Genomic DNA, 25,335 nt, shown 5'->3' on the forward strand with positions numbered 1-25,335 from the left:
CCCGACGCCGAAAAAGGTCGGAGCTTAGTCGTCCGCGGGCGCGCCGGTGCCGCCCGTGGAGACGCCGGTGCCGGGGCCGACGCCGATGTCGAGGTCGGCCAGTTTCTCGTCGGGGACGACGCCGTCGACCCAGCCGCGGTGGTCGTAGTACTCCGCCTTCATCTCGTCGAGCTCGCAGAGTTCGCCCTCGCTGGCGCCCTGTCCCGGGATCGCGTCCGGGTGCCCGTCGAGGAAGCGGTTGGGGAGCGTGTCGTCGTCGCCGTCGAAGCCGGCGAGGTTGTTGTAGTAGCGCTCGAGGTTGTAGACGCGCTCGCCCGCCTCGAACAGCTCGTCCTCAGTCACGTCGCGGCCGGTCATGCCGTTGTACTGGAGGACGTACTCCTCGATCCCCTCGGCGAAGGCGTTGAACTTGCAGATGTCGAAGGAGTCCGACACCGCGTGCAGGTCCTGGAAGGTGGCGGTGAGCTCGCCCTTCCCCTCCCACTCGTAGGGGTCGACCTTCTCGGGGACGCCGAGGATCTCGGCCGCGGGCGTGTACGCTCGCAGGTGGCACGCGCCGCGGTTCGAGGTGGCGTACGCGATGCCCATGCCCTTCATGCAGCGCGGGTCGTAGGCCGGGATCGTCTGGCCCTTGACGGAGAGCTTGTTGTCGTGTGCGCCCACCTCGTCGGCGACGCGCTCGGCGCCCTCCGCCAGCAGCTCCGCGAGGTCGCCGTCGCGGTGCGCGATGTCCTCGATGAGGTCGACCATCTCCGTCGAGTCGCCCCAGTCGAGGGTGCCGTAGTCGTCGAGTTTGCCTTCCTCGGACATCTCCATGGCCATCGCCATCATGTTGCCGACCTCGATGGTGTCGACGCCGACGTCGTTACACCGGTCGATCATGAGGGCGATGTCGTCCCGTTCGGAGTGGCCGGAGTTCGGGCCGAGCGCGAACGCGGACTCGTACTCGTACGACTCCATCCGGACGTTCATGTCCGTCCCCTTGTGGTTCACCTGCACCTCGACCTCCTTCTTGCAGGCGACCGGGCAGGAGTGGCAGGTCGGCTCGTCGACGAGGATGTTCTCGCGGACGTTCTCGCCGGAGACCTCCTCGGCGTCGACGGAACCGCCCTCGGCGTCGGCGAAGGCGCGCGTCGACGTGTACGTTGCGTTCTTCGTCGGGAGCCCGTCCATCTCCTCGGTGATGTTCATCAGGACGTTGGTCCCGTACTGCGAGAGGCCGCCCTCGTTCGGGGCGGTGACGTCGGACTCGCGGATGACCTGCATCGCCTGCTGGTACCCCTCCTGGAACGTGTCGGGGTCGGCCGGCTTCGGCATCCTGGTCCCGCCCTTGACGACGACCGCCTTCACGTTCTTGTCGCCCATCACGCAGCCCGTGCCGCCGCGGCCCGAGGCGCGGTCGTCCTCGTTGACGACGCAGGCGTAGCGGACGCCGTTCTCCCCGCCCGGACCGATGGCCATGACGGAGACGTTCTTGCCGACCTCGCCGTCGACCTCGTCGTCCAGCGCGTCGACGGTGTCGTGGACGCCGTAGCCCCAGATGTGGGAGGCGTCGCGGAGTTCGACCTCGCCGTCCTCGACGACCGCGTAGACGGGATCCTCGCTTTTCCCGTCCAGCAGGATGCCGTCGAGGCCGGCCCACTTCAGCCGGGCGCCGGACCAGCCGCCGTGGTGCGAGTCGGTGACGGTGCCCGTCAGCGGGGACTTCGTCACCAGGGCGATCCGGCCGCTCATCACGGTCTGGGTCCCGGTGAGCGGCCCGGTCATCAGCGCCAGCCGGTTCTCGGGCGAGTCGGGGTCGACGTCGGCCCCCTTCTCGAAGAGGTACCTGACCCCCAGTCCGCGGGCGCCGATGTACTTCTCGGCGTACTCGTCGCTGATCCCCCGGTAGGTCACCTCCCCGTCGGTGAGGTCGATCTGTGCCACGCGGTCGCGGAATCCGCCGTAGTCGGTCATGTAATGGTCGTTCATTATGTTAGTGCCGTACCCAGTTAGGCGTTCTCGCGAGGGCGTAATTGGTTCCAGTTACTTCGGGACCGGCGCCGTTTTGCCGTCCGTCGTCGAAGGGAACGGACGGTGCAGGTACCGACAGACGGGGCGGGAACGAGCGACACCCCCGAGGCGCCGCGTGCGGGCGTGCGCCCGGCGGTCGCCGTCGCCGCGGCGGTGCTTTTGGCGTCGGTGGTGCCGGTGCCCGGCGAAGCGCCGGCCGACCCCGGGATCGTCGGCCTCACGGACCCGTTCCACCTGCTCGGCTACGCGGCGCTCGCGGCCGCGCTGGTTCGTCCGGTCCGCGTCGCTCTCCGTGAACGGATCGGGTTTCCATCGGCGGACGCGCTCCCGAGATCGGTGGTAGCCGCGCTGCTGGCGGCGCTGGCGGCGACGGCGTTCGGTCTCGGCGTCGAGGTGGTGCAGGCGCCGCTCCCGTGGCGGTCGTTCGCGGTGGCGGACGCGCTCGTGAACGCGTCGGGGGCGCTGATCGGTGCCGGGCTCGCGGCCGCGTGGTTGTCCCGGAGCGGAGCCCGGAGCGGTGACGAGAACGGAGCGTGAGTTCCGCCGCCGGGCGGCCCGGCTGGACCGCGGACGAAGCGGCTTTACGCCGCGACCGCCTCGGTTCCGGTAATGAGCAAGCCGAGCCCGGAGGCCTTCGAGCAGGGCCGCGGGATGGACGCCCACAACGAGGTGATGCGCGACATCCGCGCGGAGAAGTCGGAGACGTACGACCCCCACGAGCCGACCCGCGTCTGGGTCGACGAGGACAACACGCCCGACGGCGTCAAGCAGTCGCTCACGATCATCCTCAACACCGGCGGCTGTCGGTGGGCCCGCGCCGGCGGCTGCACGATGTGCGGCTACGTCGCGGAGTCCGTCGAGGGCGGCAGCGTCGCACACGAGGCGCTGATGGACCAGATTCAGGTCTGTCTCGACCACGAGGCGGAGAACGCGGACGAGCCGGCCGACCTGATCAAGATCTACACGTCCGGCTCCTTCCTCGACGAGCGCGAGGTGCCCGCCGAGACTCGGCGAGCCATCGCCGAGACGTTCGCGGACCGCGAGCGAATCGTCGTCGAGTCGCTGCCGGACTTCGTCGAGGCCGACCGCGTCTCGGACTTCACCGAGGTCGGGCTGGAGACGGACGTGGCGGTCGGGCTGGAGACCGCGACCGACCGCGTGCGCCGCGACTGCGTGAACAAGTACTTCGAGTTCGCGGACTTCGAGGAGGCTTGCGCTGAAGCGCGGTCGGTCGGCGCGGGCGTGAAGGCGTACCTCCTGCTCAAGCCGCCGTTCCTCGCGGAGCCGGAGGCGGCCACGGACATGATCGACTCCATCGAGCGCTGTGCCGGCGTCGAGGGGTGTCACACCGTCTCGATGAACCCCTGCAACGTCCAGCGCTACACGATGGTCGACGAGCTGTTCTTCGAGGGCGGCTACCGCCCGCCGTGGCTCTGGACCGTCGCGCACGTGCTGGAGGCGACCGCGGACGTCGACGCCATCGTCGTCTCGGACCCCGTCGGTCACGGCTCCGAGCGCGGCGCCCACAACTGCGGCGAGTGCGACGACCGCGTCCAGACCGCAATCAAGGACTTCGACCTCCGGCAGGACCCCTCGGTGTTCGATCAGGTCTCCTGCGAGTGCGAGGCGACGTGGGAGTACGTGATGGACGCCGAGACGAGCTACAACATGCCGCTGGTTCGATAAGTCCGCCATCACGCACCGCCGCGGAGAGGGTTCTTCTGAACCGGGACAGAAATGCCCCCTTTTGAACCGGGACAGAAATGCGTCCGCGGTCCTCGTTCGGCGGCCGATTCGCGTCGCGTCCCGCCACAGGCAATCCCGGCCACCGTCGCCGGCCCTTTTTGTCCCGGCCGCCGAGGTACGGGTATGGTTCGCGTCACCGCCGGCGCCCGACTCCACTTCGGGTTCGGGAACCTCAGCCTCTCGCACGAGCGCCTCTACGGCGCGCTCGGGGTTGCGCTCGTGGAGCCGCGCGTGGTCGTGGACGCTGAGCGCTCGGGCGAGCCGTCGGCCACGCTCGGCCTCGACGGCGCGGCGCGGGACCCGGACGCACTCGCGGCGGACCTCGACGCGTACGTCGAGCGCGCCTGCGAGCTGCTGGAGGTGCCGGGCGCGGCGGTGACGCTCCGCGAGACGCTGCCGCGCCACGCCGGCCTGGGGAGCGGGACGCAACTCGCCCTGGCGGTCCTCGCGGGCGTCGCGCGGGCCCACGACCGGGCGCCGGCCGTCCGCGAGCGAGCGCCGGAACTCGGCCGCGGGGGGCGGTCGGGCGTGGGGGTCGCGGCGTTCGAGCGCGGCGGGTTCGTCCTCGACGCCGGCCACCCCACCGCCCGATTCACGACGGACAGACCCGACGTCGGGAGCTGGGAGGTGCCGCCGGTCGCCGCGCGGCACCCGGTCCCGGACGACTGGCGCTTTCTGGTTCTCACGCCCGACGCGCCGCCGGGTCGGAACGGCGACGAGGAGGACGCCAGCATGCGCGCGGCCGTCGAGCGCGCGGAGCCGGGAATCGCCGACCGCGTGGCGGGCGTGGTGACGCGGCGCGTGCTCCCGGCGATCGCGGAGGGACGCGCGGAGGCGTTCGGCGGGGCGGTCGCGGAGGTCGGCCGACTCAACGGCGCGTGGTACGCCGACGAGCAGGGCGGGGTCTACCGCCCGCCCGTGGGGGACCTCGTGGCGACGCTCGACGACGACCCCGCGGTGTTCGGCGCCGGACAGTCGTCGTGGGGACCGGCGGTGTTCGGCGTCACCGACGCCTCGCGGGCGGACGCGGCCGCGGCGGCGGGCGAGGCGGCGCTCGACGCGGCCGGCGTCGACGGGACCGTGCGGATCGTCCGCGGACGGAATCGCGGCGCACGGACCGACGCGGAGTGACGGCGGTCGGCGCGTCCCGTCGGCGAGGGTGGCGGCCGGGCGGTGCATGTGAGTGCCGTAACGGCTAAACCGCCGGCGAGAGGCGTGCACCCATGGCGAGTATTCCGTTCGGCGTCGCCCGGCTCGACTCCATCCTGGGCGGCGGCGCGCCGCCGGGCAACGTCGTGTTGCTGTCGGGGGAATCCGGTGCGGGTGCACGGGAGTTCCTCTACACCAGCGCCGCGATGAACGCGCTCGCGCTCGGCGACCAGGAGCTGTTCGACCTCTACTACGGGGACCTCGAGCCGGACTCGGCCGTCCCCCCGGAGGTCCACTACGTCTCGTTCACCTCGGACAAGGCCGCGATCCGGCGCGAGATGGAGTACACGATGGACGAGGAGATCGTCGACGCCGCCATCGACCGGATCTCCTTCGCCGACCTCTCGGGCGCGTACTTCCAGCTCAGCCCGATCCCGCGGGACTGGTACATGGGCGAGACGACGACCCTCCAGGAGCTCGGCAACCGGTCCGGGCGCGAGGACGTCCTGACCGCACTCGGCGACTACCTGAGCGCCAACGCGGCCGGGAACCTGGTCGTCATCGACTCGATCACCGACCTCGTCTCCTCCGTCTCCGACGAGATCGAGTGGAGCGACATCGCGATGCTGTTGAAGGGACTCAAGAAGGCGGCGTTCCACTGGGAGGGCCTCATCCTGCTTCTGGTCAACGAGGACGCGCTCTCGGCCGAGAAGACGGGCGCGCTGATGGACGCCGTGGGGGGAACGTTCCGCTTCACGTGGGAGACCGGCGGGTCCCAGCGCGCGCGGACGATGGTCGTCCGCGAGTTCCGCGGCGTCCTCTCGCGGCTGGAGGAGGAGAACATCGTCCGCTTCGAGACGGACATCCACGAGGGGGGACTCGACATCAGCGACGTACGGAAGATCCGCTGATGGACCCCCCGGAAGCTTACTTACGTCTGCGTGGTAAACGGGACACAGAGATGGTGGGTGCGCGACGATGACGCTGCCCGAGGAGCTCTCCGGGGGCAATGAGGACCCGACGGAGATGGACCGCGAGGAACTCCTCGCGCAGGCGGTCGTCCGGCTTGCCGACGAGAACGACATCGACGTGCCGGACGCGGAGACCGTCGAGCAGCTTCGGGCGCGCGTCGACGAGCTCACCGACGGCGACGCCGGGGAGCTCCGGTCGGACGTCGAGACGCTGGAGGGCGACCTCGAGTCGCTCGAAGCCGAGGTCGACGACCTCAGGACGACCCTCGAGGGGGACGTACAGGACGTCCGCGAGCGCGTCGTCGAGGTGCTCCGAAAGGTGCAGTCGAAGGCGGCCGAGGACCACTCCCACCCACCGCTTGCGAGCTCGTTGGACTCGCTCCGCGACGACCTGGCCGCCCTGGAGAGTCGGATCGACCGCGTCGAATCGCGGGTCGACGGCCAGCTCGACGAGGTCGAGGGGACCGTCGCGGAGTACGAGGAGACGCTCGACGGAGTCGAGGAGAAGCTGAACCGTCTCGCCGGCGCGGTGGTTCGGCTCCAGCGGCGAACCGGGAAGCTCGACACGGAGCGTGCACAGCGCGAGGCCGCCGCGGAGCTGGCCGCGGTCGCGAACCGCCACGGGGTGACGGACGCCGACTGCGACAACTGCGGGAACACCGTCCACGTCGGCCTGCTGGCGGCGCCGCGGTGTCCGCACTGCGAGAGCACGTTCGAGTCGGTCGAACCGAAGTCCGGCTTCTTCGGAACCGCGCGGTTGATAGTCGGCGACCGCCCGGCGCTGGAAGGCGAGTCGGAGCCGTCGACCGAGGCCGACGACATCCTCGAGGGCGGCACATGACCGACGGTGAGGGGCCGTGGGACGACGACCGCGACGACCGCGACGACCTGTGGAGCGACGACGACCCGCGGAGCGACGACGGCGATCATGACGAGGACGAGGAGGTCGGCTGGACCGCGCCCGACGACGCGGACGGGGACGGCGACCTGACCGAGCTGGACCCGGAGGAGGTCGAAGTCGACGTCGATCCCGGACTCGACGCGGGCGGCGCCCCCGAGAGCCCGTTTGCCGAGGTGGACGCGGACGTCGAGTCCGAAGACCCCTTCGCGGACCTGGACGCGGGCGCCGGCGCGGAGGGGTCAGAGACCGACCCCTTCGAGCAGATGGAGGTCGGCGACCTGGACGAGGACGTGTGGGAGGCGCTCTCCGAGGAGGAGGAGGCGCCGGTCGGTCCGGCGCCGGCCGCGGAGGCCGGCGTCGGTGCGACTCCGGTCGACGAGGACGAGGAAGGGGGCGACCGCGCGGACCACATCGTCGACAAGCGGCAGTACTGCCAGAGCTGTCCGTACTTCACCGATCCGCCGGCCGTCGCCTGCGAGCACGAGGGGACGGCGATCGTCGAGGTGACAGACGAGGACCACTTCCGGGTGCGCGGCTGCCCCATGATCGCGGAGGAGGGGCCGCAGTTCGACCGCGGCTGACCGCGTCCGCGGTCGCCGGCGCGCCGCCGTCACCGCCCAGACGCGGGACATAAGGGCGCCACTCCCCTACGACGACCATGCAGTTTTGCGACGAATGCGGCTCGATGATGGTGTCGGTCGACGGCGAGATGGTCTGTCAGAACGACGACTGCGGCGCCACGTCCGAGCAGGAGGAGGGCCTCGCCGAGCAGTTCACCTCCACCGAGGCGCAGAGCGACGACGACGTGATCGAGACCGAGGAGGGCGCCAACTTCGAGGGGAAGCCGACCGCGACCGACGTGGTCTGCGAGGAGTGCGGCCACGGCGAGGCGTGGTACACGATCAAACAGACCGGCTCCGCCGACGAGCCCCCGACGCGATTCTTCAAGTGCAAGGAGTGCGGCCGGCGGTGGCGGGGGTATAGCTAAGGCTTACCTTAGCCTGCGTATTTCGACAGATACGGGTTATAGGCCGTGGTGAGATTAACCGCCGAGTAGTCTACTTAAAATAAGATTCGGTCAAGTTAGTTATTTACACCCAGATTAATCAAGAACACACACCATAATTGTCTTTGAGTGGGATGTGGTGGGGACCTCAGAGACGACATAACAAATTTACGCTGATGCATCAATTAGAACAGTATGTTTGCAGAATTTCTATCGATGATAATTCTTGTCGCGTTTTGGATATTCGGAGTTTATTATATTTATCTCTCTAATAAAGGGACAGTATGGGAACCACTCGACAAAGCAGTGGTTGTATCCGGTAAAGTTGTCTATTATATCTTATTATCCGCACTTATTCTTGTCATGTCTCCGATAACAGTCATATTATTGCCATTCTTGTACGCACTATCAATAAGTTGGGACGATATAAACTGGTACGGTTAAATATTTTTGAAATATTTGTCATATCTCACAAGCGCAAGAGAGATTAAGCGCGCCCGGCTCCGCCAATCAGGGATCGCCCGCGCTCCCCAACCGCGGCGACAGAAAACGCCCCACGGCCTTTGCGACCTGCCCGCTTTTGCCGACGAAGAAGTGGTCGGCGTCGATCTCCGCGACCGACAGCCCGAGTTCGCGCGCGCGCTCGACGACCGGCTTCCAGTCCGCGGTCGTGTCGCGCGTCGCGTAGACGACGCGCGTGGGGGTGCCGGCGTCCGCGAGCGCGTCGAGCGCCGCGACGGCGTCCGTGTCAGGGTTGAGCCGGGCCGCGGGCGCGAGCGCGGCGACCGCGCGGAGGTCGGGGTTGCTCGCGGCCGTCACGAGCGCGACGCAGCCGCCGAAGGAGAACCCGAACAGGCCGACGCGGTCGTACCGCTCGCGGGCCCACGCCACGGCGTTGTCCGCGTCCGTCGTCTCGCCGTACCCCTCGTCCCAGTCGCCGTAGTCGAAGCGTAGGCAGTCGATCCCGCGCTCCGTCAGGAAGTCGCTCACCGCGCGCAGGCGCTCGTCGCCGCGGTGGCCGCGGTGCTGGGGATGGGGCGGGCAGGCGACGACGCAGGCGTCGGCGTCGGACTTGGCAGCGGACTCGTCGTCGACCGAGTCGAAATCGGCGACGTCCAGACTCGCGCGCACGTCGCGGCCGCCGGGGATCAGGACGGTCTCGCTCATGGGTGGTGGTGCAGAAATGCCGCGGCGGCGTCAGGGGACCTGCGTCACGCGGTCGACGCCGTCGAGGGCCTCGAGCTCCGCGACGACCGCGTCCTGATCGACGTCCGCCTCGTAGTAGAAGACGAGGTCGAAGGTGCCCTGCCGGAGGAGCTGCTGGCACTCCCAGACGAACGCCTCGTCGTCGAGCGTGCGCCCCTGGAACTGGTTCGAGGAGAAGTCGGGGTCGTCGTTGCCGGCCTCGATGTACGCCTCGCCCTTGCCCGAAAGCTCCGCGAGCACGTCGTTGATCGCGACCGTCAGCTCGTGCATCTCCAGATCCTCGTCGCCGCCGAGGTCGGTGTGGACCACGCAGCCGACGAGCTCGATCTCGCCCGGTTCGATCAGCGCGAGCGTCCGCTGGTAGAGGTCCTCGTCGAGGGTCTCGCTCATTGGCCGCTCTTCGCGCGGCCGGGATAAACGGATGGCGGTTCGCGGCCGTCGCGGTGCCACCGCTCCTCGAGGCCGTGGGGCTCCTCGTCGCGTCCCGCAGGCTTGACGTACGCCAGCCGCCAACGTCGGGTATGGACATCGCGCCGTTCGGCCTCGAGCGCTGGTTCGCGGAGTACGAACACGAGGCCGACATCATGCTGGCGGAAAGCGGGATCCGGTCGCTCGACGCCTCGCGGTTCGACCTGAACCCGGGCGAGCTGGGCTACGTCATCCCGACCAACGGCGACCCCGACTTCCGCGCGGCGGTGGCCGAGCGGTACGACCGGAGCGTCGACGAGGTGCTTTTCACCTGCGGCACGCAGGAGGCGAACTTCCTCGCGTTCCTCTCCATCCTCGGGTCGGGCCCGAGCGCGGGGAGCGGAGCGAAGGGCGCCGGCGACCACGCGGTCGTCGTCACGCCGACCTATCAGGCGCTCCATGCCGTCCCCGAGGCGTTCGGCGAGGTGACCGGCGTCGAGCTCTCAGAGGCGGACGACTGGCGGCTCGACCCCGACGCGGTCGCGGACGCCGTCCGCGAGGACACCGCCGTCGTCGTCGTGAACAACCCGAACAACCCGACCGGGCGCTACCACTCAGAGGAGACGATGCGCGCCGTGTACGACGTCGCCGCCGAGAACGACGCCTACCTGCTCTGTGACGAGGTGTACCGCCTCCTCGCGGAGGACCCGCTGCCGCCCGTGGCGTCCTTCGGCGAGCACGGCATCTCCACGGCCAGCCTGACGAAGGCGTACGGGCTCGCGGGTCTGCGCTTCGGCTGGCTCGCCGGCCCGCAGGAGGTCGTCGACGCCGCGTGGGGCTGGAAGGACTACACGACCATCTCCCCGGGGATCATCGACCAGCACGTCGCGAAGCAGGCGCTCGGCCGGCGCGAGGACCGCATCCTCGAGGAGAACCGCGACCTCGCGCGCGAGCACCGCCGCACCGTCGCCGAGTGGGTCGAGGCCCGCGGGCTGGAGTGGCACGACCCGGTCGGCGTCAACGGGTTCGTGACGGTCCCCGACGCCTTCGACGACGCGGAACACTTCTGTCGCACGGTCGTCGAGGAGGCCAGCGTCGTGCTCGCGCCCGGGCACCTGTTCGGCTACCCGAACCGCTTCCGGATCGGGTTCGGGCTCCCGACCGAGGAACTGGAGGAGGGTCTCTCGCGCGTCCGCGAGGTCATCAGGGACCACGGGGGTGCCTGAGATGGGCTTCTTCGGCGAACTCGCCGAGGACGTGAAGGGGTTCGTGACGGATCCGACGGACGAGCAGAAGGCGATCGCGGCCGCGGTGCTGACGATAATCGTCGTCGACCGCTGGGCGTGGTACAACGACATCCCGTTCGTCGTGCAGTCGGTCGGCGCGGTGATGGCCGGGTTCGCGGTGTTCTTCCTCGTCAGCTACCTGCTGACCGGCCAGTTCGTCCCGCCGGACGAGGAGGGCCCCGAGGAGTTCGAGGACGAGTTCCACCCCTGATAGGGGAGAAAAACGGCCGCGACGGCGCGCGTCTGGTCCCCTTTCTGCGGCCGGCTTCTCACCTTTCCGTCGATACCGAACCGAGCGATCAGCGCCGGCCGAGCAGCGCCGCGGCCAGCAGCGCGAGGAGCGCGACGACCGGCCCGAACCCTGGCACCGAAACGCCGCTCTCCGACCCGGACTCCGCGGCGCCGGTCGAGTCGCCATCACCGGTCTCCGCGGGCGCCGACGTCGTCTTCGCTTCCTCCCCCCCGCCGCCGAACGACTCGAACGCCGGCTCCTCGACGTACGCCGGGTCCGCGTCGGGGCCGCCGCCGGAGACGTTCACGTCCGCGTAGGCGTCCGCGACCGGCTGCGGGTACTGACTCGTCAGCAGGACCTCGCTCCGCGAGGCGTCGATCCGCGCCGTCGCCGGGTCGGCCTCATCCCGGACGCGGAAGGTAACCGTCGCGAAGTGGGCGACGCCGGTCGTGGCCTGCTCGCGTGGGTTCCGGAGCGACTGGTCGACGCTCACGACCCCGGACTCCGCGTTTCGGACGCTCTCGGCGTAGTCGGGCGAGTCGGCCGCGTCCGCGGACGCCTCGGCGAACCAGTCCCCGGGCTCGACGCGCTCGACCGCGAGGTGGCTCGTCGGGTAGTCGAGCCACAGGTCCACCGCCGCCACCTCGGCGTCGCCGTAGGCGCCGTGGCTCTCCAGTCCCACCCTGACGGAGACCGTGTCGCCCGGCTCCGCGGTCGTCGTCTCCGGCTCCACGGAGAACACGGCGACGTTGTCGCCCGCCGCGGCCGGGCCGACCGCCGCGCCGAGGCCGACGCCCGCGAACAGCAGACACGCGAGTGTGGCGGCCGCGAGCGGGCGAACGCTCGGGCGGCGGACCTCGGGACCGCCCGCCCCGTCGTCCCCGCCAGCGCCGGCGCGGGTCACTCCGGTACCTCCAACTCGACCTCGACCGGCGGCATCTCGCGAAACGCGGTCTGGTAGCCGGCGTGTCTGGCCGCCTGCGGCGGCGTGTCGACCGTCAGCGTCACCGCGTCTCCCGTCCGGGCGTCCGACAGCGCGGCGCCGTAGTGGTACCCGAGTTCGTGGTCCAGCGTCGCGGTGAGGGAGCCGGACGAGACCGCCTCGCCCGCCCGGCGCTGCTCGTACGAGAGCGCCGTCATCGGGAGCGAACTCCGGTTGTAGGGCGTGCGCGGCGAGACGGCGAGGTACCGCTCGTCGCCGTCGACGAACCGGGATCCCGCCGCGACCAGGGTCGTCGCCAGCACCGCGTCGCCCGTCACGGGACGGCCCTGCAGGGTTCCGGGCAGGGCGTCCGCGGGCGGGAGCTCCCCGGCGTCCGGGGCGCGCTCGTAGGTGCCGTATCTGTGCCCCGCCTCGCCTCCCGCCCAGCGCTCGACGCCGTTGGGGTGCGGCTCCTCCGCCGTGTCGGAGTTCTCCTCGGTCCCCTGCGACCCCATCAGGGCCATCGCGTTCGCCAGCGCGCCGCGGCGGCCGCGGTCGTCCTCCGCGACGTAGACGATGCCCTCGACCACCTCGCTCCGGAACTCGTCGTCAAAGGTGAACGTGAACGTCCCCGTGCCGCTCTCGTCGAAGCGGCCGGCGTAGTCGCCGGTGAGGCGTGCGTCGACCGCTCCGACCCGGACCGCGACCTCGTAGGTGCCGTCCTCCCCGAGCGGCACGTTGTCGCCGGCGTGCAGGCCCATCTCCTGTGAGACCATCGGCCACGGAACGTGCGTCGACCCGGACTCGCCCTCGCGACCGACCGTCAGTTCGAGGCCGGTCTCGGCGGGGATCACCGCGCCCGTCTCGGGGTCGCGGACGGTCACCATCAGGTGGACGTCCTCGGCGCCCGAGGGCTCGGTCCGTTCGACGGTCTCGCCCGTCACGGTCCAGAAGGCGTGCGGATACGTCACCATCGGCACCACCTCGTAGGGGCCGGCCCGGATCGGGTCGAGGTGTCGCATCGCCTCGAAGTGGGTCGGAACGTACACCGCGGCCGGCGGGTCCTCGACGCGCGCGAGCGTCGGGCCGCCCCCGGCGCCCGTCCCGGTGTCCTCCGTCGCCGTTTCGGCCGGGCTCGAGACGCCCGGGTCCGCTTCCGACCCGTCGCCCGCACACCCCGCGAGCGCGCCGGCGAGGCCGGCCGCGCCCGCGGAGAGCGCGCAGCGGCGGGTGAGCCGGGTGGCGATCCCCGTCTGTCGGTCAGGCGACTGCGCGTCGTCGGTCGGTTCGTGCGGAATGTCATCGTCGGTCATGTGGTCGTGTGGGGCGGGGATTCGTGAGGGTCGAGGCAGGCGGCGTTCGTGAGAGTCGCGTTCGTCACTCCGGGGTCGGCGTCGGCAGGGCGCGGTGGCGCCGCGGCGGGAGCAGGTAGTTCCCGCGCCGGCGCACGAAGACGTACTGCAGGATGCCGTTGTTCACGCGGCTCCCGACCGCGGTCTCGTCGGCGATGTCCGCGCCGGTCATCGCCGCCCGCACGCGGACGAACTCCTCGATCCGGCGCTGGTTCGTCAGGAAGTGGACGCCCGCGTGGTCGCCGTCGGTTGTGTCGAAGTCGCGGCGCAACAGGAGCGGCGCGCCGTCCTCGCGGGCGCGGGCGGCCTTCTGCGCGTGGCCGACGACGCCCGACTCGCGGGCGTACGCCACCGCATCCTCCGGCAGGTCAGCGACCGCGGGGTCCGCGCCGAGCTTCTCGCCCCAGTCGCCGACGCGCTCCTCCGCGGCGTGGACCGGGCTGAACAGCTTCGCGACGCGCTGGGCGTGGCTCTCCTGTCGCCACCACGCGTTGAGCTGGAGTCGGAGCGCGGCGACGTGCTGGGTGGTCGCGCCCGAGAACGGGCCCTCGGCGATCGTCACGCGGTCCTCCGTCGCCTGCGACGCGCGGAAGCCGTTCCGGAACCCCATCATCAGCGGCGCGCCCTCCGGGATCGGCGCGTCCTCGGGGAGCCCCGAGACCCCGCGGTGCTCCCGCGGGAGGCCGGCTCCGACGAACCCGGTTCGGCGGTCGACGGGGTCGAGCACGCCGGAGAGGTCCGGAACCGACTCCGCGCGCTCGCCCGACCGCACGGTCGTCGCCTCCCCGAACAGCGCCTCGTCCGCGGACAGAAGCGCCGCGGGCGCGTCGCTGGCGAGGTGGGCCAGGAGTGGCGCCTCGTCGAACGCCGGGTCCTCCATGTCGGTCAGGGCCGTCGGCGCGGGCAGGTCGACGGACGCGGGGAGCGACGCGTCGAACCGGTCGAAGTACGCCGACGCGTAGCCGACCGTGAACAGGAGCCCCTCGTTCGACCACGCGAACGCGCGTTCGAGCGCCGAGAGCGCTTCTCGAAGCGTTTCGCGGGCCGCTTCGCGCTCCTTGTCGTCCGTCGGGTCGACCGCGAGGCCGGCGTACCGGAGGACGTGGTGTCGCGGCGGGCGAACGTTCCCGTCCTCGTCGGTCGGGAGCGCGTCGTTCCACGCGTGCTGCCGGTCGGGCAACGCCGCGGGGTCGCCGGTCGGTACGTCCGCGAGGTCGCTCGCGCCCCCGTCGGTCCCGTCCGCCTCGGCGCCGCCGTCCGCACCGGAACCGGCCCGCGGCGCCTCCAGACACGCCGACAGCCCGGCCGCGCCGCCGAGCGCGACGGCCGCCTTCAGGAACTCGCGGCGCGGCGTCTCCGAGGGGTCGGGGAGGCCGTCTGTCGGGTCCGGGAGGGTCATTCGCGTGTGGGGTGTGGGGTCGCGGATAAATGAGAGCGTCGGGCGTTCCCGCCCGCACGAAGGACGGTCGCCGAGACAGGGCCGACGCGCCGTTCCGCCGACTCGGGGCGGTCGGCGTGCGCCGTTACTCCGACTCGTCGGCCGCGTCGTCGTCCGCGAGCCGGTCGTAGAGGTACGCGCCGCCGGCGACGCCGGCCGCGCCCGCACCGACGCCGAAGCCGGGCGCGGAGTCGCCCGTCTCGCCGCCGGCGTCCGTCTCCTGATCGCTACCGCCGTCCGCCGTGTCGGCCTCGGTGGCCGGCTCGTCGGTGGTTCCCTCCGTCGCCTCGTCGCCGGTCTGTGCCGCCGCGTCGGCGTCGATCCGGCCCTTCAGCTTGAACGCGTCGTAGCCCGAGGAGTTCGGCAGGTCGACCGTCTCGCCGTCGGACTCGTAGCCGTAGTGCTCGTCGTTCGGCTCGAACTCGCCGAAGACGCGGACGACCGGCTCCTCGGCCGAGGTGGCCAGGTCCGCGAGCGCGTCCGCCGCGAAGGTCACCTCGACGGCGTCGTCGGTCTCCGAGACGCCCTCGGCCTGCACGACCGCCCCGGTGCGCGAGACCGCGCGGTAGGTGTCCTCGACGACGCCCTCGGAGGCCTCGGGGTTGGGCAGCGTGACCGTCGTCGTGTCGCCGTCGACGGAGACCTCCGCGTCGCCCAGGTCCTCGTCGACGCGGATCATGCGGTGCTCGCGCTCGGGCGCGACCGTGTCGCGCTCCTCCAGCTTGTCGATGGTGTACGGGCCCTGGAACTGCCCGGACTGGAGGACGAGCTCCCCGTCGCCGATGACGGAGTTGCCCGCGACGTAGTCGTTGGTCGCGACGAGGTACGTCTCGTCCTCGTCGTAGGGCTCGCCGCCGACGAACAGGTTGTCGATCTCCCCCTCGTCGTCGTGGCCGGTCCACTCGTAGGAGACGCCCGACACCTGGATGGCGGGCTGGGCGCCGTACTGGCTCGGGAGCGGGCGCACTTCTCCCTCGAGGTACTCGTACAGCTGTGCGCCCGAGAGCTCGTACACCTCGATCTCGTTGGGGAACGGGAGGATGTCCATCACGTCGAGGCCGGTGATGGGGCCGGGGCCGTACGTGCTCCCCGACCGGATCCCGCCGCCGTTCTGGGTCGCCACGTCGATCTCGCGGTCGAGGTCGCCGACCTCGCGCGCGAGGTCGGTCATCAGGTTCCCCCAGCCGGTCTCGATGGCGTAGTTGTCGAAGGTGGCGTTCAGCTCCACCTCGGACTCGACGATCGGCTCGCCGAGCCGGTCCTCTAGCTGACCGAGGTATTCCTCGGAGAGCGAGGCGAGCTCCTGGTCCGGCTCGACCGACTGCACGTCGACCGGCGTGTAGTTCTCTGTCTCCTCCGGGGGGCTCTCGTCGTCGCCCAGCGCCTCGGAGTTGTAGAAGTCGAGGCGCTCCCAGTCGGACAGGTCCCCGGACTCCATGTCGAACGTGAGCCGGCCGAGGTGGTCGAACTCGTCGCCGAACTCGGCGATGACCGTATCGTTGACCACCTTCGGCCCCGCGAACGTGATCCCGGAGTGGGAGCCCACGATGGCGTCGAGTCCGTCGACCGCCTCCGCGACGCGCTCCTGCTGGCCGCTGGAGATGTGCGCCGCACAGACGACGAAGTCCGCGCCCATGTTCTCCTTGAGCGCGGTCGTCGCCTCCTGGGCCGCCTCCACGTTGTCGATGACCTCGTACTCCTCCGGGTAGTCGGTGATCGAGTAGAAACCGTTGACGACGAGTCCGAAGACGCCCAGCGTGACGGAGCCGGGGTTGATCGTCAGCCAGCGGTCGGTGCCGGGGATGGCGTCGCCGTCCGGCGTCCGGAGGTTCGCGACCGTCCACGGGAACTCGCTGTCCGAGAACCGCTGCTCGGCCACGTCGATGCCGAAGTCGAACTCGTGGTTGCCCGCGCCGACCGCGTCCGGTTCCATGTAGTTGAGCGCCTCGATCATGTGTGCGCCCTCGTACTCCAGTCCCAGCAGCGACGGCGCGAGGTCGTCGCCGTTCCCGATGAAGGCGCTGTTGCCGTACTCCTCGCGGAGCCGAGCCGCCTCGACGTAGTAGCGCGCGAGGGTCTTCTCGGCGTCCGAGGCGTCCTCGAACCGACCGTGGAAGTGCGTGTCGTGAACGATGGTCAGCGTGTCGCCGTCCTGTGCGGCCGCGGCGCCCGGTGCCCCGCCGAGCGCCCCGACCGACAGACCACCCGCGGCCGCCGCGAGCAGGGTCCGTCGGCGCGTCTCGATACGGTCGTCCGCGGGTGTCTCACCCATGGCAATTCGTGTTCAAGGCTCTTTCTTGTATCTTTCCCTCGACGAATCGATGACATTTATCCACATATGGAGGATCGTGGACCCGAACGGAACCACGGGGAGTCGGGGGCGAGAGACACCCGTCGCTCGGCAGTTCGTGCAGAGTTTTTGCGAGGGAAGAACGCCCCGAGAGCGCCCTTCCGCATCACGGGGGGTGGACCCCGGCGATGCGAGGGATGCGATTTGAACGCATGGACCTCTACAGGAGCGGATCTTGAGTCCGCCGCCGTTTCCAGACTTGGCTACCCTCGCACGCGAGTTCCGGTACAGGAGCGTGCGTGTTTAACTCGTCGGTTCGTGGCCGCTCCGTCTCCGAGTCGGACGGTCCGCGGCCGGGGTGACGGGGCGCGGCCGAGTCGCCAACCGACCAGGGGCAACCGTTAGGCGCCCGCGGACCAAACACGGCCCATGGACGACCACACCCGTGATCCGGGCGTCGCCCCGCCGCTCGGCGACCCCTCCGGGTGGCGCGCGGACGACCGCGTCTGGGAGCACGCGACCCTCCGGCGCGCGACCGAGCACGGCGTCCGCCTGTTCAACGCCGGCGAGTACCACGCCGCCCACGACTGCTTCGAGGACGAGTGGTACAACTACGGGGCCGGGCGCGTCGAGTCCGCCTACCTCCACGGGATGGTGCAGGTCGCCGCGGGCGCGTACAAGCGCGCGGACTTCGCGGACGACGACGGCATGCGGAGCCTCTTTACGACCGCGCTGGAGTACCTCCGGGGCGTCCCGGCGGACTTCTACGGCGTCGACGTGGGAGACGTCCGCGCGACCCTGGACGCCGCGCTCGCGGACCCGGCGGCGATCGACGGGTGGCGCATCGAACTCGACGGCGCGCGCCCGGACGCGTACCCGGCCGACCGCGAGTACGCGGAGCGACTCGAACACGGACCGTGAGGCGTCCCCCGGCGCCGGCGGAGGCGCCCGCGGGAGCCGCCGGATCCGAACCCCACTTATCCGCCGGGGTGTTGGGATCCACCATGGAAGTGTTCGAGGTGGGGGAGGGCACCCCGGAGATCGCGGTCGTGGGCGGGATCCACGGCGACGAGCCCTGCGGCGTCCGAGCTGTCGAGCGACTGCTGGCCGACGACGAGGACGTCGAGCGGCCGGTGAAACTGATCATCGCTAACGAGGAGGCGCTGGCGACGGGCGAGCGGTACGTCGACACGGACCTCAACCGCGCGTTTCCCGGGGACCCGGACGGGAACGCCCACGAGGAGCGGCTGGCTCACCGCCTGCAACAGGAGCTGACCGGCTGTACGACGCTGGCGATCCACTCCACGCAGTCGTACGCGGAGCCGTTCGCCGTGATCGACTCGATGGACGAGGTGACCCGCGGCGTCTGTCCCCACCTGCCGGTCGACATCGTCATCCAGACCGACCGGTTCACCGAGGGGCGCCTCATCGAGCACCCGCACACCATCGAGGTGGAGGCGGGCGAGCAGGGGACCGACTCGGCCGCGGACAACGCCTACTGGCTCGCGCGGGCGTTCCTCGCGGCGACGGGCGCGCTCCCGGCGCCGGCCACCGATAGCGTCGTCGACGCCGGCGGCCGGGACGAGATCGACGTCTATCGGCTGTTGGAGCGGATCCCGAAGCCCCCGGCGGCGGACTACGAGGTGTTCGCGCGCAACTTCGAGCGCGTGCGGGCAGGCGAGGCGTTCGCCGCCGCGGACGGCGAGCGGCTCGTCGCCGACGAGGACTTCTACCCGGTGCTGCTGTCGGCGCACGGCTACGAGAACCAGTTCGGCTACGTCGCGGACTACGCCGGGTCGTTCGCCTGACGCGGTCGTCCCGAGCCCCTCAGCGGCACGCGGCGCGTTCTTCCGCTACTCCCGCGTCAGCTCCAGCACCGTGAGCGTCTCGAACGGGAACGACTCCTCGACGGCTTTCTCGTGTTCGAACCCCGCCGCCTCCGCGAGCGCCAGCACCTCCTCGTACCCGGTCAGCGAGCTCACGAGCAGCAGGACGCGTCCGTCCGGCCGGAGGACGCGCCCCACGTCCGCGAGGAACGGCTCGATCAGCTCACGGCCGGTCTCACCGCCCGACAGCGCCGCCTCCATCCAGTCGGACCACTCGTTGTCGGGCTCGGTCGGCAGGTACGGCGGGTTGAACAGGACCGTCTCGAAGCTGCCGTCGGCGAACGGCGAGAGCAGGTCCGCGCGGACGACCGACAGCCCGCGGTCGCGCGCCTCGCGGCAGGCGTGCGGGTTGAGGTCGCTGGCGACCACCTCGCAGTCGGTCCCCGTCGCGACGCGCTCCGCGACCCACCCCGAGCCGGTCCCGACCTCCAGGGTTCGGCCCGCGGCGCGCTCCAGCGCCGCCTCCGCGAGCAGGCCCGAGTCCTCGGCGGGCTGGTAGACCGCCGTCTCGGCACCGCGGCGCTCGGCGAGGTCGGTCATCGGTCGCCGCCCCCGTCCGAGGCCTCTTCACCCCGACCCCGGTCGTCGGCGTCGTCGAGGCGGACCCCGACGCCGCCCTCGCGGGCGGAGTGCGTGCGCTGCGGGAACGGGATGGTGATCCCCTCCTCGGCGAACGCCTCGTGGACCGCGGCGATGACGCCCGTGCGCGTGCGCCACCGCTTCCGGGAACTGGGGTTGTCGATCCAGTAGCGCACGCCGAGCACGACCGCCGAGTCGGCGAACCGCTTGCCGACCACCTGCGGCGACGGCATCTGCAGGACGTTGTCGACGCCCTCGACCGCCTCGACGGCGACCTCTGCGGCGCGCTCCGGGTCGTCCTCGTAGTCGACGCCGACTTCGACCTCGATGCGGAGCCGGTCCTCCTTCGTGCGGTCGAGCACCGGGTTTCCGCCGATCACGTCGTTGGGGATGGTGACGTGCTCCCCGTCGAACGTCCGGATCCGCGTGTTGACGATGGTGATGTCGGTGACGACGCCCTCGTACTCGCCGACCTCGACCCAGTCGCCGATCTCGAACGGCCGCGAGAACATCAGGACGATGCCGGCAAGCACCGCGCCGAGCGTCTGGCGGGCGGCCATCCCGACCACGATGCCGAGGAAGCCGGCCCCCACGAGGAGGCTGCCGAGGTTCTCGGTGAACAGTCCGACCACCACGAGGAACGCGACCGCGTAGATCGTCAGCTGCGTGAGCCGGTAGATCACCTCCTGCTGATGGTCCGAGACCGAGTCGCCCGCGCTCACGATCTCGCGGATCACCTGGCCGACGAAGTCCGTCAGCGCGTAGGCGCCGCCGAGGATGACGATCGCGAGGACGATCTCCGGGACCTGGCCCGCCAGGTCGAGGTTGCCGTACGCGTCGTAGAGGGCGCCGCTCAGCTCCCAGACGCCGAGCATCCCGAGGACGCCCAGCGCGGTGGTCCCCGCAATGGCCGTCGACAACACCAGCCGCTGGACCGCCCCGAGGTCGCCGCCACGGCGCTCGCGGTATCGCCGGACGATGAACCGCACGGCGAGGATCGAGATCACGATGGCGACGGTGACGGCGAGACGCGTCGTCGTGTTCAGCGACAGTTGCGCGAGGTCCGTCACGGTGATCACTCCGGCTGGCCGTGCTCGCGCGCCAGCTCCGCGAGCGCCGCGAAGCCGGCGGGCGCGAGGTCACCCGGCCGCTTGCGGAGCAGGTCCTCGTCTGCCGCCTCGACGACCGCCTCGGGTGCGCCCAGCCCGGAGATGTGGGCGGTGTTCCGGATCGCGTTCCGGACCGTCTTGCGGCGCTGCGTGAACAGCGCCTTCACGAACCCGAGGAAGAACGCCTCGTCGGCGACCTCGTAGTCGGGGTCCCGGGGCGTACACCGCACCACCGCGCTCTGGACCGCCGGCGGCGGCGAGAACGCCTCGCGCGGAACGTGCTCCGCGATCTCCACGTCGGCGTAGTGCTGGGCGGAGACCGAGAGCCGACCGTACTCGCTCGTCCCCGGCTCCGCGACCATCCGCTCGGCGAACTCCTGCTGGAACATCAGGACCATGGGTCGCTTTTCGGGGAACAGGCGGAAGGCGATCTCCGAGGACGCGCCGTACGGCAGATTTGCGACACAGGCGGTGAACTCGGGCAGCGCCACGTCCAGGGCGTCGCCGGTCACCACCTCCAGCCGGCCGGCCGCGACCGCGTCCGCGAACTCCTCGCGGAGGAAGCCGGCGTAGTCGGCGTTGCGCTCCACGACCGTGAGAGTCCCGTGACCGTCGGACTGCCCCCGGTCGCCCGCGTCGTCCCCGACCCCCTCGCCGCCGCCGACCAGAGCGAGCAGGCGGTCGGTCAGCGCGCCCGCACCGCCGCCGATCTCCAGCACGCGGCTCGTGTCGGTCCCGTCGGGGAGGTAGCCCGGGATACGGTCGAGCACGCGGTCGTCGACGAGGAAGTGCTGATCCTGATCGGGATCCACGGCGAGGCCCGCACGGCGGATCAGCGCGTCGGGATCGCGGTCGCCCGTCGGCCGGCCGTCCCCGTCCGCGTCGGGCGACGCCGGTGTCGATGGGTCGGTCATTGCCCGCGGCTACGCGACGATTCCGGGTAAAGCCCCCGTTTTCGGGTGCTGGCTCCTCGACGAGGGGGCCGCGGCTCCGCGGACGGCACTACCCCTCGTAGCCGACGAACCGCTGGTACTTCAGGTCCTCCTCGCGGAGCTCCTCGACGATGCGGTCGACGATCACCTCCCGGGGGCTATGCAGTCCGGAGATGCGCTCTTCGACGTCCGCGAAGCTCTCGAAGGGGCCGCGCTTGCGCTCGTCGAGGATGTCGTTCCTGAGCTTCTCGCCGATGCCCGGCAGCAGGTTGAGCTGGTGGAGTCGGAGGCTGATCGGTCCCGCCTCGTTGTAGAAGTCGACGAAGCGGCGCTCGTTCGCCTCGACGATCGCCTCGACGGCGTACTCCAGTTCCGCGTCCGCGTTGTGCGTCAGGTCACCGAGGTCGACCTCCCGGAAGCGGTCGATCACGTCGGCCGCCTCCGGTCCGATCCGGATCCGGTCACCCACCGAGAGCTCCTCGGCGGACGACAGCGTCAGCTCGTACAGCTGGAACTGGGGCTCGCCGAGCGCGTACGCGACCGGCGACTTCTGGGATGGCGGGCGGTCGTCGCCCGGACGACCCTGCGGAAGCACGTCGAGCAGGACGGCATACTCCCCGCTTTCGCCATCGGAAGCGGCGTCACTCGCGGCCGTGTCGGCCGCAGCGTCCCCGTCTGCGGTGTCCTCGTCCGCGACCGCGCCGGACGCCGAGTCTCCGTCGGACTCCGTGTCGGCGGCCTCGCCGCCGTCCGCGAGGAGGCGGCGGGTGGTCGCCGCGGTCGAGACGCTCCGGCCGGTCCCGGCGTCGTGAGAACTCATGCCCGTCACTACGAGGAGGTGATACTTAAGAAACCGCCCGCGGCGGTCGGCGTTCCGGACCGACCGCACGGACGGGACGCCCCGGTTCCTGCCGGGCGTGGGCCCCGGCGTTCAGGCGTACTTCGCGACGACGTCGAGGATGTCGTCCAGCTCGTCGCCGCTCAGCGAGTAGCGCTCCTGGGCGAACACCGAGCGGAGTTCCGTCCGGTCCTCGGGAAGCAGGTCCGCGATCTTGATCGCGGTCGTCTCGTCGACCTTCTCGAGCTCGACGAGCTCCTCGACGAGTTCGCGGGACTCCTCGCCGTCGAGGAGCGCGAACCGGTTCGCGTGCTCGATGGCGCGCGCGAGCTCGTAGCGGAGGTCGCGCTCCTCGTCGTCGGCGCGCTCGGCCTCGATCTCGGCGAGGATCTCCTTGGCTTCCGCCGTGGTGATCGTCTCCTCGTCGAGCTTCTCCTTGAAGATCGTCATCGCGTCAGTTCTCTTGGAGGCGCATGTGCGCCGCCGTGACGATGAGGGTCTTGTCCTTGCCGCCGTCGGTGATCTCCACCTTGTACGCGGAGCCCTGCTCGCCGATCACGGTCCCGGTTCGGCCGTCGAAGCGGGGGTGGAAGCGGCCCTTCGGCACGCTCGGGTCGATCTTCAGGTGGACGCTGTCGCCCTCGTCGTACTCCTGAATGGCACGCTGCGGCGGCGAAATGCCACGGTTCCGCGGTTTGTTCGCTAGCTTGTTTCGGGTCGCCTTCTGAGGCCCATTGGAACTCGGCATAGTCGTGACCCGAGGTTCCGTCGGGGCGCGTATAAATGGTGCGTTCCGCGACGGGATGCGTCACGGCCTCCCACGGCGCGTTCGCAGTCGAGATCGATGCTGAGTAGTGTAGACTGGTCCAGAACACTTGCATTTCTGAAACTCGCGGCGGTGCTGTGCGGTCACGGTGTGTTTGCGGTGCTGTCGGCGCGCGCCGCGGCGACCGCGGAGCGTGTCGCCGCGACTGCGGAGCGTGTCGCCGCGACCGCGCGAGGTCGCCGGCGCGCCACTGCACGCCGGCTGCTCGAAAATCTCCGATTCGGTGGAGGCGGCGGCACGGCCGCCTGTGGTGTCGTGCGGTTCGCGGCCGGCCCGCGGCCGGGGTTGGGGAGGTGCGAGGCCTGCGGGCGGTTGCGGGGCGGTTGCGGGGCGGTTGCGGGGCGGTTGCGGTGCGGTCGCGGTGCGGTCGCGGTGGGCGGGACTGAAAGGGGCAGCCTGCTCGGGCTTTCTCGGTGTTCCTGTCCCCGGCAGCAGCACCGACCGCAGTCACAAAAACACCACCTAGTGACAAAAAACAGATAAAAACACACCGCTCCACTAAGTTTCGGCGTGGTCACGAGGCGTTTCGAACTTCGGCTGGTTCCGAGTTCCCGATTCGGATGTGGAAAACCGCGAACGCCGTCTCCGGCGGATGTAGCGGCTGAAGCGCTCGGTTACACCGGAAACGTGGTGTGTGAAGAAGTCGCTATCGGAAACGTTCGAAGCGGATTGGCGCGTCGGTCGCGACGCGCGTCGGTCCGCTAGTGGTCCTCGTCCTCGTACACCCAGGCGGCGGTGTCGAGGCCGTAATCGACGAGTTCGTCGTCGTCGAACCAGAGGTCGATCTCACGGACGTTGGCGCCTTCTTCCTCGTGGTCCGAGGCGTGGATGACGTTGTGTCCGAGGTCGAGGCCGAGGTCGCCGCGGATGGTGCCGGGCGCGGACTCGGCGGGGTCGGTCTCGCCGACCATGCTTCGGACCTGGGCGGTCGCGTCGGCGCCCTCCCAGACCATCGCGAAGACGGGCCCGGAGGTGATGAACTCGACGAGGCCCTCGAAGAAGGGCTCCTCGGAGAGCTCCGCGTAGTGCTCGCGCGCGAGCTCCTCGTCGACCTGCATGAACTTGCCGCCGACGAGCTTCAGGCCGCGGTCCTCGAAGCGGGAGACGACCTCGCCGATGAGGCCGCGCTGGACGCCGTCCGGCTTGACCATCACGAAGGTCCGCTCGTCGTGGTGGCTCATTCGTTCTCGCCCTTGGCGGCGCGGCCGGCCTCGGTCCACTCGAGGTCGCGGGCCTCACGCCCCATGAAGTAGTTCTTCTCCGCCTTCGAGTCGACGAAGTGGAGAACGGTGCCGTCGACCTTGACGTACATCGTGCCCGTGCCGGGCTCGATCTCCTCGCCGGTGTAGTCGCACGTTCGTGTCTCTACCATGATCTACTGCCCTCCGATGGAGTCCGCGTCCCGCTGAGTCTCGCGGAGCTGGAGCACGTCGCCCAGCCGCACGGGACCCAGGACGTTTCGCGTGATGATCCGGCCCTGGTTCGAGCCTTCCTGGATGCGGCACTTGACCTGCATGGCCTCGCCGTGCATCCCGGTTTTGCCGACGACCTCGATGACCTCCGCGGCCGTCGAGTCGCCGGTGCCCTCTTCTGCGCTCATGGCGGGTTACCGGAGTTCCTCGACCTTCTCTGCGATGTCCTCGACGTCGTCGGACGCGTCGCCCGCGTCGACGACGGCGGCGGCGGCGGAGCCGACCTCCAGGCCGGCGGCCTGACCGACCTCGTCCTGCGTGTCGACGAAGACGACCGGGATGCCCTTCTCCTCGGCGAGTTCGGGGAGGTGCATCACGATCTCCTCGGGGGAGACGTCCTCGGCGACGAAGACGAGGTCCGCGTTGCCGCGCTCGACGGACTTCGTGGTCTCGTTGGTTCCTTTCTTGACGCTACCGGTGTCTCGGGCGACCTCGAGGGCCTCAAGGGCTCGTTCTGCGAGGTCGGCTGGGGTGTCGTAGTCTACGTAAACTGCCATGGTTGTTCACCTTTCCTCCCCGTGGGCTCGCGTGCTCGTGCCGTGGCCGATCCCTAACGACACTGCACATCATCAACCCCGAAGAGGCTGTACCCCGGAATACTGTGGGACACCATAAAAGCGCTTTCAATGCGATCCGGCCGTGGGACACCGGCTCATGCCCCGACGCGGCGGGGTTCGGGTCACGCGACTGACCGGTCGCGAGCGGTCGCGGCCGCGGTACGTCCCCCCGCGGGGCCTGCCCACTCCGAGTCCTTTTACCCGATGGGGAGCCAC

The 25,335-nt window shown here is 70.2% G+C and carries 28 protein-coding genes and 1 tRNA gene; 11 read left to right on the forward strand and 18 right to left on the reverse strand.

Annotated features, from left to right (window positions below; translation table 11 throughout):
- Positions 1–24: 24 nt before the first annotated feature.
- Positions 25–1,956 (reverse strand): aldehyde ferredoxin oxidoreductase family protein, encoded by a 1,932-nt coding sequence (locus ACQE3L_RS09400; RefSeq protein ID WP_426963605.1) that lies wholly within the window; start codon positions 1,954–1,956, stop codon positions 25–27.
- A gap of 120 nt (positions 1,957–2,076) precedes the next feature.
- Here ACQE3L_RS09400 and ACQE3L_RS09405 point away from each other — a divergent pair, with 120 nt between their 5' ends.
- From ACQE3L_RS09405 to ACQE3L_RS09435, 7 genes are all read left to right on the forward strand, one after another.
- Positions 2,077–2,550: a VanZ family protein gene (locus ACQE3L_RS09405; RefSeq protein ID WP_426963512.1), complete on the forward strand. Its 474-nt coding sequence runs from the start codon at positions 2,077–2,079 to the stop codon at positions 2,548–2,550.
- A gap of 72 nt (positions 2,551–2,622) precedes the next feature.
- On the forward strand, positions 2,623–3,699 hold the full coding sequence (locus tag ACQE3L_RS09410; RefSeq protein ID WP_426963513.1) for an archaeosine biosynthesis radical SAM protein RaSEA: 1,077 nt from the start codon (positions 2,623–2,625) through the stop codon (positions 3,697–3,699).
- A 183-nt stretch (positions 3,700–3,882) separates the two neighbouring features.
- Positions 3,883–4,890, forward strand: coding sequence for a beta-ribofuranosylaminobenzene 5'-phosphate synthase family protein (locus ACQE3L_RS09415; RefSeq protein WP_426963514.1), 1,008 nt, complete (start codon positions 3,883–3,885; stop codon positions 4,888–4,890).
- Positions 4,891–4,982: 92 nt separating this feature from the next.
- A complete protein-coding gene (locus ACQE3L_RS09420) occupies positions 4,983–5,819 on the forward strand; it encodes an RAD55 family ATPase (protein ID WP_426963515.1) in 837 nt (278 codons plus the stop codon).
- A 67-nt stretch (positions 5,820–5,886) separates the two neighbouring features.
- The gene (locus ACQE3L_RS09425) at positions 5,887–6,720 is read left to right on the forward strand and encodes a hypothetical protein (protein WP_426963517.1); all 834 of its coding nucleotides are present in this window, start codon (positions 5,887–5,889) and stop codon (positions 6,718–6,720) included.
- Positions 6,717–7,361 (forward strand): DUF8135 domain-containing protein, encoded by a 645-nt coding sequence (locus ACQE3L_RS09430; protein WP_426963519.1) that lies wholly within the window; start codon positions 6,717–6,719, stop codon positions 7,359–7,361. Before ACQE3L_RS09425 ends, ACQE3L_RS09430 begins: the two co-directional genes overlap by 4 nt.
- A 77-nt stretch (positions 7,362–7,438) precedes the next feature.
- Entirely contained in the window at positions 7,439–7,768 is a 330-nt protein-coding gene (locus ACQE3L_RS09435; protein ID WP_426963520.1) for a transcription factor S, read from the forward strand.
- A gap of 528 nt (positions 7,769–8,296) precedes the next feature.
- On the opposite strand, the gene ACQE3L_RS09440 is transcribed toward ACQE3L_RS09435, so the two are convergent.
- Positions 8,297–8,953 (reverse strand): CocE/NonD family hydrolase, encoded by a 657-nt coding sequence (locus ACQE3L_RS09440; RefSeq protein WP_426963522.1) that lies wholly within the window; start codon positions 8,951–8,953, stop codon positions 8,297–8,299.
- A 30-nt stretch (positions 8,954–8,983) separates the two neighbouring features.
- Positions 8,984–9,382: a DUF5778 family protein gene (locus ACQE3L_RS09445; RefSeq protein WP_426963523.1), complete on the reverse strand. Its 399-nt coding sequence runs from the start codon at positions 9,380–9,382 to the stop codon at positions 8,984–8,986.
- A gap of 131 nt (positions 9,383–9,513) precedes the next feature.
- Between ACQE3L_RS09445 and ACQE3L_RS09450 the strand changes: the two genes are divergently transcribed.
- Together ACQE3L_RS09450 and ACQE3L_RS09455 are read left to right on the forward strand one after the other, a co-directional pair.
- Positions 9,514–10,626, forward strand: a complete 1,113-nt coding sequence (locus ACQE3L_RS09450) for an aminotransferase class I/II-fold pyridoxal phosphate-dependent enzyme (RefSeq protein WP_426963524.1) — start codon at positions 9,514–9,516, stop codon at positions 10,624–10,626.
- 1 nt (position 10,627) lies between these two features.
- On the forward strand, positions 10,628–10,897 hold the full coding sequence (locus ACQE3L_RS09455; protein WP_426963525.1) for a hypothetical protein: 270 nt from the start codon (positions 10,628–10,630) through the stop codon (positions 10,895–10,897).
- Positions 10,898–10,985: 88 nt separating this feature from the next.
- On the opposite strand, the gene ACQE3L_RS09460 is transcribed toward ACQE3L_RS09455, so the two are convergent.
- The 5 genes from ACQE3L_RS09460 to ACQE3L_RS09480 all read right to left on the reverse strand — a co-directional run bounded on the left by ACQE3L_RS09460 (position 10,986) and on the right by ACQE3L_RS09480 (position 17,193).
- On the reverse strand, positions 10,986–11,822 hold the full coding sequence (locus ACQE3L_RS09460) for a PGF-CTERM sorting domain-containing protein (RefSeq protein WP_426963526.1): 837 nt from the start codon (positions 11,820–11,822) through the stop codon (positions 10,986–10,988).
- Positions 11,819–13,153 (reverse strand): DUF7350 domain-containing protein, encoded by a 1,335-nt coding sequence (locus ACQE3L_RS09465; protein WP_426963528.1) that lies wholly within the window; start codon positions 13,151–13,153, stop codon positions 11,819–11,821. Before ACQE3L_RS09465 ends, ACQE3L_RS09460 begins: the two co-directional genes overlap by 4 nt.
- 64 nt (positions 13,154–13,217) lie before the next feature.
- Positions 13,218–14,591: a DUF7405 family protein gene (locus ACQE3L_RS09470; protein WP_426963529.1), complete on the reverse strand. Its 1,374-nt coding sequence runs from the start codon at positions 14,589–14,591 to the stop codon at positions 13,218–13,220.
- 124 nt (positions 14,592–14,715) lie between these two features.
- Positions 14,716–16,902 (reverse strand): bifunctional metallophosphatase/5'-nucleotidase, encoded by a 2,187-nt coding sequence (locus ACQE3L_RS09475; RefSeq protein WP_426963531.1) that lies wholly within the window; start codon positions 16,900–16,902, stop codon positions 14,716–14,718.
- A 207-nt stretch (positions 16,903–17,109) separates the two neighbouring features.
- Positions 17,110–17,193: transfer RNA gene (locus tag ACQE3L_RS09480), tRNA-Leu, on the reverse strand.
- A 156-nt stretch (positions 17,194–17,349) separates the two neighbouring features.
- On the opposite strand from ACQE3L_RS09480, the gene ACQE3L_RS09485 reads away from it, so the two are divergent.
- Together ACQE3L_RS09485 and ACQE3L_RS09490 are read left to right on the forward strand one after the other, a co-directional pair.
- On the forward strand, positions 17,350–17,841 hold the full coding sequence (locus tag ACQE3L_RS09485) for a DUF309 domain-containing protein (RefSeq protein WP_426963532.1): 492 nt from the start codon (positions 17,350–17,352) through the stop codon (positions 17,839–17,841).
- 83 nt (positions 17,842–17,924) lie between these two features.
- Positions 17,925–18,728, forward strand: coding sequence for a M14 family metallopeptidase (locus ACQE3L_RS09490; protein ID WP_426963534.1), 804 nt, complete (start codon positions 17,925–17,927; stop codon positions 18,726–18,728).
- 45 nt (positions 18,729–18,773) lie between these two features.
- Here ACQE3L_RS09490 and ACQE3L_RS09495 read toward each other — a convergent pair whose 3' ends face one another.
- From ACQE3L_RS09495 to rpl7ae, 10 genes are all read right to left on the reverse strand, one after another.
- Complete coding sequence (locus tag ACQE3L_RS09495; RefSeq protein ID WP_426963535.1) at positions 18,774–19,346, reverse strand: HemK2/MTQ2 family protein methyltransferase; 573 nt, start codon at positions 19,344–19,346, stop codon at positions 18,774–18,776.
- A complete protein-coding gene (locus tag ACQE3L_RS09500; RefSeq protein ID WP_426963536.1) occupies positions 19,343–20,455 on the reverse strand; it encodes a mechanosensitive ion channel family protein in 1,113 nt (370 codons plus the stop codon). Before ACQE3L_RS09500 ends, ACQE3L_RS09495 begins: the two co-directional genes overlap by 4 nt.
- A gap of 5 nt (positions 20,456–20,460) precedes the next feature.
- A complete protein-coding gene (locus ACQE3L_RS09505) occupies positions 20,461–21,408 on the reverse strand; it encodes a 16S ribosomal RNA methyltransferase A (RefSeq protein WP_426963537.1) in 948 nt (315 codons plus the stop codon).
- An 88-nt stretch (positions 21,409–21,496) separates the two neighbouring features.
- Positions 21,497–22,246, reverse strand: a complete 750-nt coding sequence (locus ACQE3L_RS09510) for a DUF655 domain-containing protein (protein WP_426963538.1) — start codon at positions 22,244–22,246, stop codon at positions 21,497–21,499.
- 111 nt (positions 22,247–22,357) lie between these two features.
- Positions 22,358–22,714, reverse strand: coding sequence for an RNA polymerase Rpb4 family protein (locus ACQE3L_RS09515; protein ID WP_426963539.1), 357 nt, complete (start codon positions 22,712–22,714; stop codon positions 22,358–22,360).
- Positions 22,715–22,718: 4 nt separating this feature from the next.
- Positions 22,719–23,012, reverse strand: coding sequence for a 50S ribosomal protein L21e (locus ACQE3L_RS09520; protein WP_426963540.1), 294 nt, complete (start codon positions 23,010–23,012; stop codon positions 22,719–22,721).
- 779 nt (positions 23,013–23,791) lie between these two features.
- Positions 23,792–24,271, reverse strand: a complete 480-nt coding sequence (ndk, locus tag ACQE3L_RS09525) for a nucleoside-diphosphate kinase (protein WP_426963541.1) — start codon at positions 24,269–24,271, stop codon at positions 23,792–23,794.
- Positions 24,268–24,462, reverse strand: a complete 195-nt coding sequence (locus ACQE3L_RS09530) for a 50S ribosomal protein L24e (protein ID WP_426963542.1) — start codon at positions 24,460–24,462, stop codon at positions 24,268–24,270. The genes ndk and ACQE3L_RS09530 overlap by 4 nt, the downstream gene beginning before the upstream one ends.
- A 3-nt stretch (positions 24,463–24,465) precedes the next feature.
- Complete coding sequence (locus ACQE3L_RS09535) at positions 24,466–24,690, reverse strand: 30S ribosomal protein S28e (protein ID WP_058366107.1); 225 nt, start codon at positions 24,688–24,690, stop codon at positions 24,466–24,468.
- 6 nt (positions 24,691–24,696) lie between these two features.
- A complete protein-coding gene (gene rpl7ae / locus ACQE3L_RS09540; RefSeq protein ID WP_058366108.1) occupies positions 24,697–25,059 on the reverse strand; it encodes a 50S ribosomal protein L7Ae in 363 nt (120 codons plus the stop codon).
- Positions 25,060–25,335: the final 276 nt, after the last annotated feature.

The organism is Haloparvum alkalitolerans (assembly GCF_050122995.1).
GTDB classification, from domain to species: domain Archaea; phylum Halobacteriota; class Halobacteria; order Halobacteriales; family Haloferacaceae; genus Haloparvum; species Haloparvum alkalitolerans.

Coding starts and splice junctions, on each gene's coding strand:
- ACQE3L_RS09450 (WP_426963524.1), top strand. CDS start 9,514: ATGGACATCGCGCCGTTCGGCCTCGAGCGCTGGTTCGCGGAGTACGAA.
- ACQE3L_RS09485 (WP_426963532.1), top strand. CDS start 17,350: ATGGACGACCACACCCGTGATCCGGGCGTCGCCCCGCCGCTCGGCGAC.
- ACQE3L_RS09430 (WP_426963519.1), top strand. CDS start 6,717: ATGACCGACGGTGAGGGGCCGTGGGACGACGACCGCGACGACCGCGAC.
- ACQE3L_RS09410 (WP_426963513.1), top strand. CDS start 2,623: ATGAGCAAGCCGAGCCCGGAGGCCTTCGAGCAGGGCCGCGGGATGGAC.
- ACQE3L_RS09495 (WP_426963535.1), bottom strand. CDS start 19,346: ATGACCGACCTCGCCGAGCGCCGCGGTGCCGAGACGGCGGTCTACCAG.
- ACQE3L_RS09505 (WP_426963537.1), bottom strand. CDS start 21,408: ATGACCGACCCATCGACACCGGCGTCGCCCGACGCGGACGGGGACGGC.
- ACQE3L_RS09445 (WP_426963523.1), bottom strand. CDS start 9,382: ATGAGCGAGACCCTCGACGAGGACCTCTACCAGCGGACGCTCGCGCTG.
- ACQE3L_RS09420 (WP_426963515.1), top strand. CDS start 4,983: ATGGCGAGTATTCCGTTCGGCGTCGCCCGGCTCGACTCCATCCTGGGC.
- ACQE3L_RS09465 (WP_426963528.1), bottom strand. CDS start 13,153: ATGACCGACGATGACATTCCGCACGAACCGACCGACGACGCGCAGTCG.
- ACQE3L_RS09470 (WP_426963529.1), bottom strand. CDS start 14,591: ATGACCCTCCCGGACCCGACAGACGGCCTCCCCGACCCCTCGGAGACG.
- ACQE3L_RS09510 (WP_426963538.1), bottom strand. CDS start 22,246: ATGAGTTCTCACGACGCCGGGACCGGCCGGAGCGTCTCGACCGCGGCG.
- ndk (WP_426963541.1), bottom strand. CDS start 24,271: ATGAGCCACCACGACGAGCGGACCTTCGTGATGGTCAAGCCGGACGGC.
- ACQE3L_RS09415 (WP_426963514.1), top strand. CDS start 3,883: ATGGTTCGCGTCACCGCCGGCGCCCGACTCCACTTCGGGTTCGGGAAC.
- ACQE3L_RS09455 (WP_426963525.1), top strand. CDS start 10,628: ATGGGCTTCTTCGGCGAACTCGCCGAGGACGTGAAGGGGTTCGTGACG.
- ACQE3L_RS09520 (WP_426963540.1), bottom strand. CDS start 23,012: ATGCCGAGTTCCAATGGGCCTCAGAAGGCGACCCGAAACAAGCTAGCG.
- ACQE3L_RS09490 (WP_426963534.1), top strand. CDS start 17,925: ATGGAAGTGTTCGAGGTGGGGGAGGGCACCCCGGAGATCGCGGTCGTG.
- ACQE3L_RS09435 (WP_426963520.1), top strand. CDS start 7,439: ATGCAGTTTTGCGACGAATGCGGCTCGATGATGGTGTCGGTCGACGGC.
- ACQE3L_RS09530 (WP_426963542.1), bottom strand. CDS start 24,462: ATGGTAGAGACACGAACGTGCGACTACACCGGCGAGGAGATCGAGCCC.
- ACQE3L_RS09400 (WP_426963605.1), bottom strand. CDS start 1,956: ATGACCGACTACGGCGGATTCCGCGACCGCGTGGCACAGATCGACCTC.
- ACQE3L_RS09425 (WP_426963517.1), top strand. CDS start 5,887: ATGACGCTGCCCGAGGAGCTCTCCGGGGGCAATGAGGACCCGACGGAG.
- ACQE3L_RS09535 (WP_058366107.1), bottom strand. CDS start 24,690: ATGAGCGCAGAAGAGGGCACCGGCGACTCGACGGCCGCGGAGGTCATC.
- ACQE3L_RS09475 (WP_426963531.1), bottom strand. CDS start 16,902: ATGGGTGAGACACCCGCGGACGACCGTATCGAGACGCGCCGACGGACC.
- ACQE3L_RS09440 (WP_426963522.1), bottom strand. CDS start 8,953: ATGAGCGAGACCGTCCTGATCCCCGGCGGCCGCGACGTGCGCGCGAGT.
- ACQE3L_RS09515 (WP_426963539.1), bottom strand. CDS start 22,714: ATGACGATCTTCAAGGAGAAGCTCGACGAGGAGACGATCACCACGGCG.
- rpl7ae (WP_058366108.1), bottom strand. CDS start 25,059: ATGGCAGTTTACGTAGACTACGACACCCCAGCCGACCTCGCAGAACGA.